The sequence below is a fragment of the Campylobacter sp. RM15925 genome (assembly GCF_012978775.1).
Taxonomy (GTDB): domain Bacteria; phylum Campylobacterota; class Campylobacteria; order Campylobacterales; family Campylobacteraceae; genus Campylobacter_A; species Campylobacter_A canis.
Genome location: NZ_LIWP01000006.1, coordinates 79018 through 91720 on the forward strand (window position 1 = coordinate 79018; position 12703 = coordinate 91720).

Annotated in this window: 11 protein-coding genes; 4 read left to right on the forward strand and 7 right to left on the reverse strand. The window is 41.0% G+C overall.

Going from position 1 to position 12703, the window contains the following annotated elements:
* Window positions 1-94 precede the first annotated feature (94 nt).
* The 3 genes from thyX to CDOM15925_RS05255 all read right to left on the reverse strand — a co-directional run bounded on the left by thyX (window position 95) and on the right by CDOM15925_RS05255 (window position 4738).
* Window positions 95-733, reverse strand: a complete 639-nt coding sequence (thyX, locus tag CDOM15925_RS05245; protein WP_169941804.1) for an FAD-dependent thymidylate synthase — start codon at window positions 731-733, stop codon at window positions 95-97.
* Window positions 734-839: 106 nt separating this feature from the next.
* The gene (gene flgE, locus CDOM15925_RS05250) at window positions 840-3230 is read right to left on the reverse strand and encodes a flagellar hook protein FlgE (protein ID WP_169941806.1); all 2391 of its coding nucleotides are present in this window, start codon (window positions 3228-3230) and stop codon (window positions 840-842) included.
* A 164-nt stretch (window positions 3231-3394) separates the two neighbouring features.
* Complete coding sequence (locus CDOM15925_RS05255) at window positions 3395-4738, reverse strand: Na+/H+ antiporter family protein (protein WP_169941808.1); 1344 nt, start codon at window positions 4736-4738, stop codon at window positions 3395-3397.
* Window positions 4739-4881: 143 nt separating this feature from the next.
* On the opposite strand from CDOM15925_RS05255, the gene CDOM15925_RS05260 reads away from it, so the two are divergent.
* The 4 genes from CDOM15925_RS05260 to CDOM15925_RS05275 all read left to right on the forward strand — a co-directional run bounded on the left by CDOM15925_RS05260 (window position 4882) and on the right by CDOM15925_RS05275 (window position 9455).
* Window positions 4882-5910 carry a type II asparaginase gene (locus CDOM15925_RS05260; protein ID WP_169941810.1) on the forward strand — a complete coding sequence of 343 codons (1029 nt, stop codon included), beginning with the start codon at window positions 4882-4884 and terminating at the stop codon, window positions 5908-5910.
* Between the two features lie 94 nt (window positions 5911-6004).
* Window positions 6005-7678 carry a dihydroxy-acid dehydratase gene (ilvD, locus tag CDOM15925_RS05265; protein ID WP_169941812.1) on the forward strand — a complete coding sequence of 558 codons (1674 nt, stop codon included), beginning with the start codon at window positions 6005-6007 and terminating at the stop codon, window positions 7676-7678.
* Window positions 7678-8709 carry a DNA cytosine methyltransferase gene (locus CDOM15925_RS05270; protein ID WP_169941814.1) on the forward strand — a complete coding sequence of 344 codons (1032 nt, stop codon included), beginning with the start codon at window positions 7678-7680 and terminating at the stop codon, window positions 8707-8709. Before ilvD ends, CDOM15925_RS05270 begins: the two co-directional genes overlap by 1 nt.
* Window positions 8688-9455 (forward strand): Eco47II family restriction endonuclease, encoded by a 768-nt coding sequence (locus tag CDOM15925_RS05275; protein WP_169941816.1) that lies wholly within the window; start codon window positions 8688-8690, stop codon window positions 9453-9455. Before CDOM15925_RS05270 ends, CDOM15925_RS05275 begins: the two co-directional genes overlap by 22 nt.
* A gap of 122 nt (window positions 9456-9577) precedes the next feature.
* Here the strand turns inward: CDOM15925_RS05275 and CDOM15925_RS05280 are convergent, their stop codons facing one another.
* Genes CDOM15925_RS05280 through CDOM15925_RS05295 form a run of 4 tightly spaced genes read right to left on the reverse strand, consistent with a single transcriptional unit; the run spans window position 9578 to window position 12594 of the window.
* Window positions 9578-9721 carry a hypothetical protein gene (locus CDOM15925_RS05280; RefSeq protein ID WP_169941818.1) on the reverse strand — a complete coding sequence of 48 codons (144 nt, stop codon included), beginning with the start codon at window positions 9719-9721 and terminating at the stop codon, window positions 9578-9580.
* Between the two features lie 9 nt (window positions 9722-9730).
* The gene (locus tag CDOM15925_RS05285) at window positions 9731-10855 is read right to left on the reverse strand and encodes a cytochrome d ubiquinol oxidase subunit II (RefSeq protein ID WP_169941883.1); all 1125 of its coding nucleotides are present in this window, start codon (window positions 10853-10855) and stop codon (window positions 9731-9733) included.
* A complete protein-coding gene (locus CDOM15925_RS05290; RefSeq protein WP_169941820.1) occupies window positions 10848-12377 on the reverse strand; it encodes a cytochrome ubiquinol oxidase subunit I in 1530 nt (509 codons plus the stop codon). The genes CDOM15925_RS05285 and CDOM15925_RS05290 overlap by 8 nt, the downstream gene beginning before the upstream one ends.
* A 1-nt stretch (window position 12378) precedes the next feature.
* Window positions 12379-12594 carry a DUF4492 domain-containing protein gene (locus tag CDOM15925_RS05295; RefSeq protein WP_169941822.1) on the reverse strand — a complete coding sequence of 72 codons (216 nt, stop codon included), beginning with the start codon at window positions 12592-12594 and terminating at the stop codon, window positions 12379-12381.
* Window positions 12595-12703: the final 109 nt, after the last annotated feature.

Genomic DNA, 12703 nt, shown 5'->3' on the forward strand with positions numbered 1-12703 from the left:
TTTCAGATTTTATATATCGCAGGCAAATTTTTAAGTATTACGAATCGGTATTTTTAAAAGTATTTATTTCATAAATTTTAGATTTTCACTTATTTTATATTTGTTCTTTGGTTTCAGGCACGTAAATATGATTTTCAAAAATAAATCTATGCTCATCAGGCAAAGCGCCGTAAATTTTATGAGCGAGATCTCGGATCTCCCAAAGAGCGGATTTTGAGCTTCTAAGCGAGAGGAAATTTTGAAGGCTTCTAGCGTTTACGCTCCATGTTAATTCTGTTTTATAACACTCAGGCAAGCAGTATTTAACTATATCAAGACTCGTTGTAGTCGTAGCTAAAATTTCGCGCAGATTATCAAGCGCTTTTATGCTTGCGTTATCAATTAGCTCGTTACCCGTTAGCACGATGTATCTGCTTGCATTTTCAAAGTCGCTTAGCTCAAATTTCGCCTCATTTTTAAGCTCTTTTAGCGTGTAGCGCGTGGATTTTACACTTAGGCTTGCTATGCGGTGGCGGGCTAGCTCTTGAAGAAGTGCTCGTGAAATTCCTTGGATGTAGAAGTTATAATACAAATGCTCAAGCGTGCTTGCGTGCTTGTATTTGTTGCCCACACGATCAATCAGCTCGATATCTTTTTCACCTCCATTATCACCCTTGTCAAAGCTTTGCCAGCAGGTGCGAATCGCGTGCGAGCAGATATTAATAGGAGTGAAATTTAGAAGTGTTACTTGCATTTTAACTCTTTATTTTTGAAATTTGATGTGTAAATTTAGCTAAAAATTGATGAAATTTGGGTTAAATTTAAGGGGCGTTAATAGCCCCCAAGAGTAAATAAAAGGATTAATTTTTAAGCTGCAAGAGTGTATTTAACATCTCGTTGCTTGTAGTGATCGTCTTTGAGTTTGCTTGAAAACCGCGTTGAACGACGATTAGCTGAGTTAGCGAGCGGCTTAGATCGACGTTACTCATTTCTAAGCTTGAAGCTGAAATTTTGCCGCGCCCTGCGGTATTTGCCGCGCCTATGATAGGATCGCCCGAGTTTGCCGTCATTGAGAATAAATTCTCGCCTTCGCTTACTAAGCCTTCGTTATTTGTAAATTTAGCTACCGCAACTTGCGCAAGCCCAAGGCTGCGACCGTTTGTAAATGTGCCTACCAGAGTGCCTGACTCATCTATCCTAAGTCCGTTTAGTTCGCCTCCGGTAAAGCCGTCTTGACTGATGTCGCTTGTGCTTGAGTCGTTATCATAGCTTGTCATGCCCGTAAAGCCTTGAGTATTGCCTAAATTTAGCTCTATATGCTGACCTTCGGAAGAGCCGTTTGCCGCGCCAAATGTAATACTCGCAGGGCTGTATGTGCCAAGCGAACCGTCGGCGTTAAATCTTATATATCCTGTTATGACATTGGATGGCTCATCTGTTGTGGTATCGAAATTTATCTTATTTGGCTCGGCGACTTGAATTATCATCGTCCATTCCGTTCCGTTGTTTTCGGTATAAGCGCGCTTTGTGAAGTCAAGTTTTACGTTGTGCTTTGCGCCAAGGCTATCAAACACGTCTATACTTGAGCTGTGGCTTGCCATATGAAGGCTGTCGGTTACGCGCTTTGATTCGCCCGTACTTAGTGAGCCTGCTAAAACCGCCATAGAGGCTTTAAATTTAACGTTTTCAGTTACGTTGTTTTTAGCATTGCTTAAACCGGTTATGGTTAGATACATATTGTGGTCGTTGTCGGCATTATCAACTGCTAAATTAACTGGATCTTGCGCTCCTGTAAGCGGATTTACAGGACGATCTGTTGTGCCGTCTGTTTGCTCTCCGTCGTCTTTATTTGTAGCATCGCCTTTTGGATTTTTTATCTGAAATTGTCCATACTCGTTTACGGTTACTTCTACACCGTCATTTTTATTTTGAGCTCTTGCAGCCACAAATGCGGCTTCATTCGGCACTCCTGCAGCACCGTTTCCTACGACTGTTCCAGTATAATTTATCCAAAGCCTTGCATCTTTTTGCATAGCTTCGCGCAAATCTTCCGTGCTAGTTACTTTTCTTTCGGTAGCGTCATTGTAAGTGTGTGCTGCACTTGTTCTAGTCTTGCTATATGTGTATTGATAAGCTGTAATGATATTTGTGGTTACAAAATCATTTCCTATGTTATTTCCTGCGTTTACAGTCATCTTAATATTTTTAGTATCAGCTGAAGTGCCACTATTATTTCTGTTTGTTAGGACAAGTTGATTTCCGTTTGTTACGCTTGCCTCAACACCTGTTTTATTGTATTTTTCGTTGATTGCGGCTGCGAGTTGGCTTATGTTTAATATATTTGCCAGTCTGATATTTTCGCCATTTAGTTTAATATCCAATGTTCTTGCACCACCGAAATTTCCAAGCGGATCAGCACCTACGTTTAATGCCTTAGTCTTAGCATCTGCATAACTTACCCAAATTCCTTGACCGTCTCTTAAGTTGTAAGCATCTCCGTCGTTATTAAATAGTACTCCAAGATCAGCACCTCGCTCTTTTAATCTTTGCTCGCCGTTTTTGGTAGTGTAAAACTCATTTTCTCCGACGTTGTTTTCATCGTGCTTTTCGTTGTCTGTTTTGATGCCGTCAACCGGGCTTTTTTCTACCCAATTTCTATACTGATCAAGTTGGTAGATAGGAATTTTTTTAGTGCCTACGCTATCGCCGCTATCTAAATTCGCTTTTAGTGCGATTTGAGTTGTTGCACGTGCAGGCGTAGTAAGTCCCGGTGGGATTATGATATTTTCTATCGGTCTTGTCGGATCTATCTCGCCGGTTGTCTCATCTCTCATCCAACCTTGAACGATATGTCCGCCGTTATCTACGAAATTTCCGACACTGTCGCGCGAGAAGTCGCCGTTTCTGGTATAAAGTCTTGTTTTGCCGCCGTCCGGGCTAACAATGAAAAAACCGTCACCTTGAAGCGCGATATCAGTCTGCTTATCGGTAGTTTGAAGCGAGCCTTGCTTGAAAATTTTTGTAGTAGTATTTATCTGGGCTCCAAGACCTACTTGAGTGGAATTTAGTCCGCCGTGTCCGTTTTGTGGAGCGGTGGCTACGCGTGAAGTTTGATATATAAGATCATCGAAATTTGCACGTGAATATTTAAATCCGACCGTATTTACGTTTGCGATGTTGTTGCCCTCAACGTCCATTGCTATTTGGTGAGCCTGAAGTCCCGTAACTCCAGACCAAAGAGATCTCATCATAATTTTATCCTTTTAGTAATTTGCAAAGATAAAAGCAAAAGATGTTCCAAAAATTTAAGAGAGATTTTTTAAATTTACAAGAGCGGTAAAAACTAAAATTTTAAGTATGAAAAATCTTAGCAGGCAGGTTAATTATACGTAACCGCCTGCTAAAAGAGAATGAGTTATAGCACCATTGCGCCGATAACTGCGCCTATCATTAAAGGGATATTGAAAAATAAAAATGTCGGCACGCAAGTATCGTAGATATGGTTGTGTTGTCCGTCGGCGTTAAGTCCGCTTGTAGGTCCAAGAGTGCTGTCACTAGCAGGGCTTCCCGCATCTCCAAGAGCGGCTGCAACGCCTACAAGCAAGATAATCGCCGCAGGGCTAAATCCAAGCTGAAGAGAAAGCGGCACATAGATAGAGGCTATGATAGGTATGGTTCCAAAGCTGGTTCCTATGCCCATCGTTACCAAAAGTCCGATAGCAAGCATCATGATTGCGCCTCCTATCTTGCCGCCTGCGATATCGCTAGCGAAATTTACAAGTTGCTCGATGCCGCCGCTCTCTCTTAAAACAGAGCCAAAACCGGCTGCAACTAGCATGATAAATGCGATAAATCCCATCATCGCAAGCCCGTTATCCATAATCTTATCTACTTTTTTGTATTCGATTCCGCCAAAGATGATCATCACGATAAGTCCGATAAGCGCGCCAAGAGGCAAGGACTGAGCGTAAAGTTGTATCGCAAATGCTATTACCGCACCGCCAAGTACCGCCCACTCTTTGCGCGTCATCTTTAAATTTTTAGCAATCTGGGCATCGCGCATCTCTTTTTCTTCAAATTGAGTATTTTTGTAACTTCTCTTTTTAGAATAAAAGACAAAAACGGCCAAAAGCAGACCCACTAGCATCGATGCGCCGCCTATCCACATAACGCTTGTTATATCGCTTAAATTTACGACTACGCCATTGTTTTCGAGCTCTTTTTTGATGATGTTATGAAAAAGCAGACCAAATCCCACGCTAAGGCTCACGTAAGGCGCTTTAAGCCCGAATGTAAGTGCGCAAGCTAGGGCTCTTCTGTCTAGTTCAAGCTTGTTCATAAGCGGCAAAAGCGGCGGTATAAGTATAGGTATGAAAGCAATGTGAACGGGGATTAAATTTTGAGAAAAGCACGCTATAAACGCTATAGAAAGCACAAAATAAGTTCGCTTCTTACTTAAAATTTTGCTTATGGCGTTTATCAAAATCGCAGTTAAATTCGTATTAGCGATAGCCGCTGCAAGCGCACCTAGCAAGATGTAGCTGAGCGAGGTTTCTAAATTTCCTTTCATGCCCGTTATAAGCGTAGATGTTGTACCGCTAAGCGCAGTAAAAAGATCTGCAAAACCGCTTAAATCGCCCTTTGACATAACTCCTGCCACAAGAGCCGAGATCAAAATGGCAAGCAAGATGTTAAAGCGCAGCAAACAAAGCGCCGTCATCACAAGAATGCTTATAACAACCGGATTTGAAAGAATCATGGATGTCCTTTGTCAAAATTTATATGTTTTATCTGCAATTATACAGCCATTTATCTTAAATTTGAAAAGCGTTAATCAAATTTTGGCGATAAATTTGAGCCGCAGATGTATAATCTAAACACATTTAAATCAGGAGGACAGCTATGAAAAAGTTAGTTTTAGCCTTAGTTTTCGTTGTAGCGCTTTTTGCTAAGCCAAATGTCGTCATACTCGCAACCGGCGGGACTATAGCGGGAAGCAGCACGGGTTCGACAAACGCTCAATACGATGCGGGCAAGCTTGGAGTTGAGGTGCTTTTGCAGGCCGTTCCTGAAATTCACAACGTCGCAAATGTAAAGGGCGAGCAAATTTCAAATATCGGTTCATATAATATGAACAATGAAATTTGGCTCAAGCTCGCAAAGCGCGTAAATGAGTTACTAAGCGCAGATACCGACGGCATCGTGATAACTCACGGTACGGATACGCTTGAAGAGACGGCTTATTTTTTAAATTTGGTAGTTAAATCAGACAAACCCGTCGTGCTTGTAGGAGCTATGAGAAGCGCAACTTCAATGAGTGCTGATGGACCGATGAATCTTTTTAACGCGGTAAATATCGCAGCCGATAAAAATAGCATGGGCAGAGGCGTGTTAGTATCGCTAAATGACGAAATTCACGCCGCAAGAGAGGTTACTAAGAGTAACACGACTTCTGTTCAGACGTTTAAATCGCCAAACACGGGCAAGCTTGGCTGGATATACTACGGTAAGGTCGTTTATATGAATAAAAATCCAAAAATCCATACCAAAGATAGCGTCTTTGATGTAAGTAAGCTTGATAGCCTGCCAAGAGTTGATATCATCTACTCTCATACAAACGATAGCGGCGATATAGCAGAGCTTTTAACAAAAGCGGGCGCAAAAGGCATAGTGCATGCAGGAACTGGTGCCGGAAGCATATATGACGATACCAAAGCCTCTCTTGCAAAGGCTCATGAAAGCGGAGTTAGAGTGGTGCGAAGTACGAGAACGGGAAGCGGATTTGTCTCGCCTAGCCCTAAGATGGACAATGACGGCAAATTTATCGTGGCAAACGACCTAAATCCGCAAAAAGCTAGAATTTTGCTTATGCTTGCACTTACCAAAACCGATGACGTAAAGCAGATACAAAGCTACTTTAACGAATACTAAATTTAAGCGGCTATTTCTTAGCCGCATCCCTCACTTTATACCTATATAATCAAATAATTGATAAAATCTCTAAAATTTTACTAAAAGGAAAGACATGAGAAGCGATATCATAAAAAAAGGCTACACAAGAGCGCCTCATCGCTCGCTTTTACGCGCTACGGGGCTTAAAGACGAGGATTTTGATAAGCCGTTTATCGGCATCGCAAACAGCTTTATCGAGATAATTCCCGGGCATTTTTTCCTAAATCGCTACTCTGAAATTTTAAAAGACGAAATTCGTAAAAACGGCTGTGTGCCGTTTGAATTTAACTGCATAGGCGTAGATGACGGTATCGCGATGGGGCATGGCGGTATGCTTTATAGCTTGCCAAGCCGCGAGATCATAGCAAATTCGGTCGAAACGGTTATGAATGCGCACGCACTTGACGCACTTGTTTGTATGCCAAACTGCGACAAGATCGTGCCGGGGATGGTAATGGGCGCACTTAGAGTAAATGTGCCTACCGTCTTTGTAAGCGGCGGTCCGATGAAAAAGGGCTACACAAAAGATGGCAGGCCGATTGATCTTGCTACGGCGTTTGAAGCGGTGGGTAAATTTGAAACCAAAGAGATAAGCGAAGCCGAGCTAAAAGATATCGAGTGCAACGCCTGTCCAAGCGGTGGAAGTTGCAGCGGAATGTTTACTGCAAATTCGATGAATACGCTTTGCGAGGCGATGGGTATAGCTTTAAGCGGCAACGGCACGATACTAGCGCTTACTCCTGAGCGAGAAGAGCTTGTGAGAAAAGCGGCGCGTAGAATTTGCGAGATCGCGCTTGACGAGAGATTTAAGATACGCAATATCCTAAACGCAAAGGCTGTCAGAAACGCACTTGTAGTTGATATGGCGATGGGCGGAAGCAGCAATACCGTGCTTCATATGCTAGCTATCGCGCGTGAGGCGGGAGTGGATCTGCAAATTTCAGAGCTAAATGAAATAAGCTCAAACATCGCTCACATAGCCAAGATAAGCCCAAGCTTGCCAAACGTGCATATGGAAGATGTGGGGCGAGCTGGCGGTATGAACGCCGTGATAAAGGAAATTTCACGCCGCGATAACGGAATGCTGTACTTAGAAAATTTAACCGTTTCGGGCGAAACCTTAGGCGAGCGCGTGGGGCTTAGCGAGATAAAAGATGAAAGCGTGATTCATAAGGTTGAAAATGCCTATTCGCAGGTTGGCGGACTGGCGATTTTGTTTGGAAATTTGGCCGAGCAAGGATGTGTGATAAAGACTGCAGGCATCGTGGGAGAGCGTAAATTTAGCGGTAAGGCGGTCTGCTTTAACTCCCAAGATGAAGCGATAGAGGGAATTTCAAGCGGTAAAGTAAATAAGGGCGATGTGGTCGTCATCCGTTATGAAGGTCCGCGCGGAGGTCCTGGAATGCAAGAGATGCTAAGCCCTACTAGCCTAATAATGGGGCGCGGTCTTGGTGCGGACGTGGCGCTGATAACGGACGGACGCTTTAGTGGTGCAACAAGAGGACTGAGCATAGGGCACGTAAGCCCCGAAGCTGCTGAAGGCGGTATGATAGGACTACTTCGTGATGGTGATATAATCGATATAGACGTGGATACTTATAGTATAAATGTGCGCTTAGACGAGGCTGAAATTTTACGTCGTCGCGCAGAATTTACACCACTTGAAAAGGAGCTAAATTCTCGCTGGCTAAGACAATATCGCAAGCTTGTAACAAATGCTAGTAGCGGCGGTATTTTGGAAGCGTGATGAAATTTAAGAGCATAGAACTTTTTGCAGGGGCTGGCGGGCTTGCTTTAGGGCTTGAAGCCGCAGGATTTTCTCATATAGGATTAGTAGAATTTGATAAAGATGCAGCTGAAACCTTAAAGCGCAATAGACCAAACTGGAACGTTATCTGCGATGATATAAAAAATATTTCAGAGAAAGATTTGGAACAAGAATTTGGTATTAAAAAATTTGAGTTAGATTTACTTTCTGGAGGTGCTCCATGCCAAAGCTTTAGTTATGCTGGCAAGAGGTTAGGGCTAAATGATGTACGCGGAACTTTGTTTTATTACTACGCTATTTTTTTAGATAAGCTTCAGCCAAAAATGTTTTTATTTGAAAATGTCAAAGGACTTTTGACTCACGATAAGGGAAGAACGTTTAAAATTATATGTGATGTTTTTAAAGATGAAGGGTATGATATAAAATTTGAAGTATTAAATGCTCTTGATTATGATGTAGCTCAAAAAAGAGAAAGATTGATTGTCGTTGGTGTAAGGGAAGACTTAAAAGATGATGTAAATTTTATTTTTCCTAAAAAAAAATCTAAACGCCTAAACCTTAGAGATGTGCTTAATGATGTTCCGCAAAGCGAAGGGGCTAGATATTCAAAAGAGAAAGAAAAGATTTTTTCACTTGTGCCTCCAGGTGGATATTGGCGGGATATAGATCCTGTAATTGCAAAAGAGTATATGAAGACTTGTTGGAATATGGGTGGAGGAAGAACCGGAATTTTAAGAAGATTAAGCTTAGATGAGCCATCACTAACCATACTTACTACTCCGCAGATGAAGCAAACTGATAGGTGTCATCCAACAGAAGTTAGACCTTTCAATATAAGAGAAAGCGCTAGGATACAATCTTTTCCAGATGAATGGGAATTCTTTGGAACAGTTGCCTCAAAGTATAAACAAATCGGCAATGCCGTTCCTAGCAACTTAGCAAAAGCAATAGGTTTTGAAATTATAAAATCACTAAAAAGAGAGACTAAATGCAAGATGAGTTTATTTTAAATTTTATCAGTCGCACAGATTTTGAAGAGCATGTTAAAAGAACACTTTTAAAATATGAAGATGTTCTACAATCAATTAACTTAGAAAAGTTTAATCATAATATCATAGACCCAATAAAGCTTTTGTTTGATAAAAATGTCTTTGATAAAAATTTTGACGAGATCATATCTCTTGAAATTAATAGACAAAGAGATAAGTCAAATAATAACTTAATAGGCTATTTTCATCAAGAAATTTTTAAATATATTGCATATTGTGAAGTGCCAAATAGTGGCTGGGATGTAGTTTTTAGTAATGAAGAAGCAACTTATTATATTGAGCTAAAGAATAAACACAATACCATGAACAGCTCTTCATCGGCTAAAACTTTTATGCGTATGCAAAACCATATTCTAAATGCAGATGATAGAGATAGAAGTATTTGTGCCTTAGTTGAAGTTATTGCAAAGAGGTCTATTGATACACCTTGGGTTGTGTCAATAGACGGTCAGAGGCAGAGTGAAAATGCACAAATTCGCAGAATTTCAATAGATAAATTTTATGAGATAGTAACGGGAGACAGCCAAGCCTTTAAAAAACTTTGTATTCAGTTGCCAATAACAATACAAAGCATAATATCTCAAGATAGACGTTTGACAGTGCAAAGAGATACGGTTTTGGACGAATTGCAGAATTTGGATGATGATATATTGGTTTCACTTTATAAGCTAGCATTTTCTACATACGAAGGTTTTGATGAGTTTTAAATATAATAAAAACTAAAATTTTAAAATTTCAAAAATTCTCACAACAGCAGATAAATTTTAAGGAAAAAAGAAAAGCACCCAAATTTGGGTGCTTAAAATATAATACTATCAGGGTTTAAAAACTAAATTTTATCTTCTTTTTTATCCAAACCGTCAAAATATCTCTCAGGATATTTCTCAACTTGATTTATGTTTAAAAATACGAATTTGTAGCCCAAAAATAGAGCTAAAATCCAAAGAAAAATAAAGAAAAGTGAAGTGCCCATCAATGCTCCTTAATATGCGTGATGATCGTTTTTGATCTCGTTTTGAGTGATCTTGCGACTATCCATTGCGCGCCAAACCACAAATATATATCCAAGCACAAACGGCACTAAAAAGCTTACATAAGCCATCACGCCAAGCGTATAGTGGCTTGAGCTTGCATTTTGTATGGTAAGCGAGCTTTGCAAATTTGAAAACGACGGATAAAACGCCGTGTTGTTAAGTCCGGTAATCAAAAATAGCCCCGTTACTACAAGCACTACGCCCACGCCAAAAGGCACTATGCCGTAGATACTTGTTGTAAATGCCCCTTTATAAATTCCGTATAAAACAAGCACTAAGCCAACCAGCATCATAAGTGTCACAAAAGGAAGTTTTATCAAATTCATTGCGTATTTAAATCCGACTAGGCTTACCACACCCTGCGCATCGTATTCAAAGCCAGTTTTTGTAAAAATCCAGATAGCAAAGATCAGGAAAAACGGTAAAAATAGAGCCGTGTTTTTAAGCACCGATTTTCTTAAATTTGCCCTTAGCTCATCATCTGCGATATTGTTTATCAGGTATAGCCCGCCGCCTACTCTGGAAAGGAAAAACATAGCGATTCCAAGCGGATAGAGCATGATGTTGCCAAGTGCTTCAAGACCTCGCCAAGGCGTTTGCCACTGGACGAAATTTTGCTCGTTTAATAAAAAATCACTTCCCGCAAAAAACGTGCTAACCGCCATTCCGATAAGTATAACGCCAAGAGAGCCGTTTATGAAAAGGAAAATTTCATAAGTTCTTGTTCCTAAAAAATTATCCGGCTTCTTGCGGTACTCGTAGCTTACGGCTTGGATGACGAAGCAAAAGAGTATCGCAAGCCAAACCCAGTAGGCCCCACCGAAACTTGTCGCGTAAAATAGCGGAAACGCCGCAAAGCAAGCCCCGCCGAACATAACAAGCGTAGTAAATGTAAGCTCCCATTTTCGACCGACCGAATTTACTATCATATCTTTTTGAATTTCGCTCTTTGGCAAGCCGAAAATCAGTGTCTGACCGCCTTGAACGAACATCATAAATACCAAAAGTCCGCCAAGCAGGCTAACGATAGCCCACCAGTAAATTTGTAAAATTTCGTGCGATAAACTAAGCATGGTTTTCAAATCCTATCTTTATCTGTCTAAGCATGATTTTTATCTCGGCTATCAAAAGTGCCGTAAATAGCAGAGCAAAGAGCGCAAATGAAATTTTGACATTCACGCTTCCTAAATTCGTAGCGGCTATACCCACAGGCATGAGATCTTGTATCGCCCACGGCTGACGCCCCACTTCAGCTACTATCCAGCCAGCTTCGGCTGCGATGTATCCAAGCGGGATCGTCCAGACGCAAAGCCAAAGTAGCTTTTTGAAATTTTCGATATTGTTTGCCATGCACAGATACATAACTACGAAAAACAGCACCAAGAAATAGCTTCCAAGCGCTACCATCACGTGAAAGCTGTAAAATGTAATGCCCACGGGCGGAACCGCATCACTCGGCTTTTCTAAGTAACCGTATCCGAGGAAATTCATATTTGCCTCAAGCTTATTTTGCGCTATTTGCATAGCCTCTTTATCGCCCGCCTTTTTGGCTTCTTTATACTCTCTTAGCGCTTCTACGGCGACTTTGCCCTTTTTCATTTTGCTTTCAACGCTTTCTATGCCGTGTTTTTCGTTTCCGAACACCAGATCGTCAATGCCTGCGATAAATGCGTTGATATCGCGTTTGCCAAGAAGCGAGAGCATATAAGGCACTTCAAAATCTACAATGAAAGGCTTTTGTCCGTCTCCGGGTTGCTTGTTTGGCGTTAAAATTCCCGCCATTACTATACCTTGCCTTGTATCTCCTTCATAAAGTCCTTCCATAGCGGCAAGCTTCATCGGCTGAGTTTTTGTAACCTGATAAGCGCTCTCATCGCCGCTAAACATCAAAAATAGGCATGTTACAAGCCCGAAGCTTGCACCCACGATGATGCTTTTTTTAGCCATGACAAGGTGTCTGCCTTTGATGATAAACCAGGCCGAAATTCCGATAACAAAAAGCGCGGATATCACGTAACCGCTCGTAACCGTATGAAGAAATTTGATGATACCCACAGGGCTTAGCGCAACTGCAAAGAAGTCTTGCATCTCCATTCTGGCGGTGTCGGGGTTAAATTTCATACCCACAGGATACTGCATCCAGCCGTTAGCTATTAAAATCCAAAGTGCGCTTAAATTTGAGCCGATAGCTACAAGCCATGTCGAGATGAGGTGAAATTTCTTGCTAACCTTATCCCAGCCAAAAAACATCACCGCAAAAAACGTACTTTCAAGGAAAAACGCAAGTAAGCCTTCAATAGCAAGCGGAGCGCCGAATATGTCACCGACAAACCAGCTGTAGTTCGCCCAGTTGGTGCCGAATTCAAACTCCATGATGATACCCGTAGCTACTCCGATGGCGAAATTTATACCAAATAATTTAAGCCAAAATTTGGTGATGTTTTTCCACTCCACGCTTCCCGTTTTTACGTAGATCGTCTCCATAATAGCGATGATAAAGCTAAGCCCAAGCGTTAGCGGAACAAATAAAAAGTGATAGATCGCAGTCAGTGCAAACTGCGCTCTGGACCAATCAACCGATGCAAGCTCTTGCATTTTATTCCTTTGTCAAATTTAAGATAACGAAGTTGGTTTTTTCTTCGTCACTCTTAAATTTTGTATTTAAATTTTCATCAAAAACGAATACTTTTAAGATTCCAAACATTATCACGAGTTTGATGGCAATTATTAGCCATAAGCTCTTGCCGACTTTCATATTTTTAAAGCCGTCTATGTATAAATCGGATATATTTTTTAGCTGTTTTTTAATCATAGTAATTGCAGTTTATAACAAATTTACTTAAGAATTTATTTTATATTTACAATTTCAAAAAACATCCGCAACTAAATTTAAGTTTTTACACGCTCTTATACATTTATAA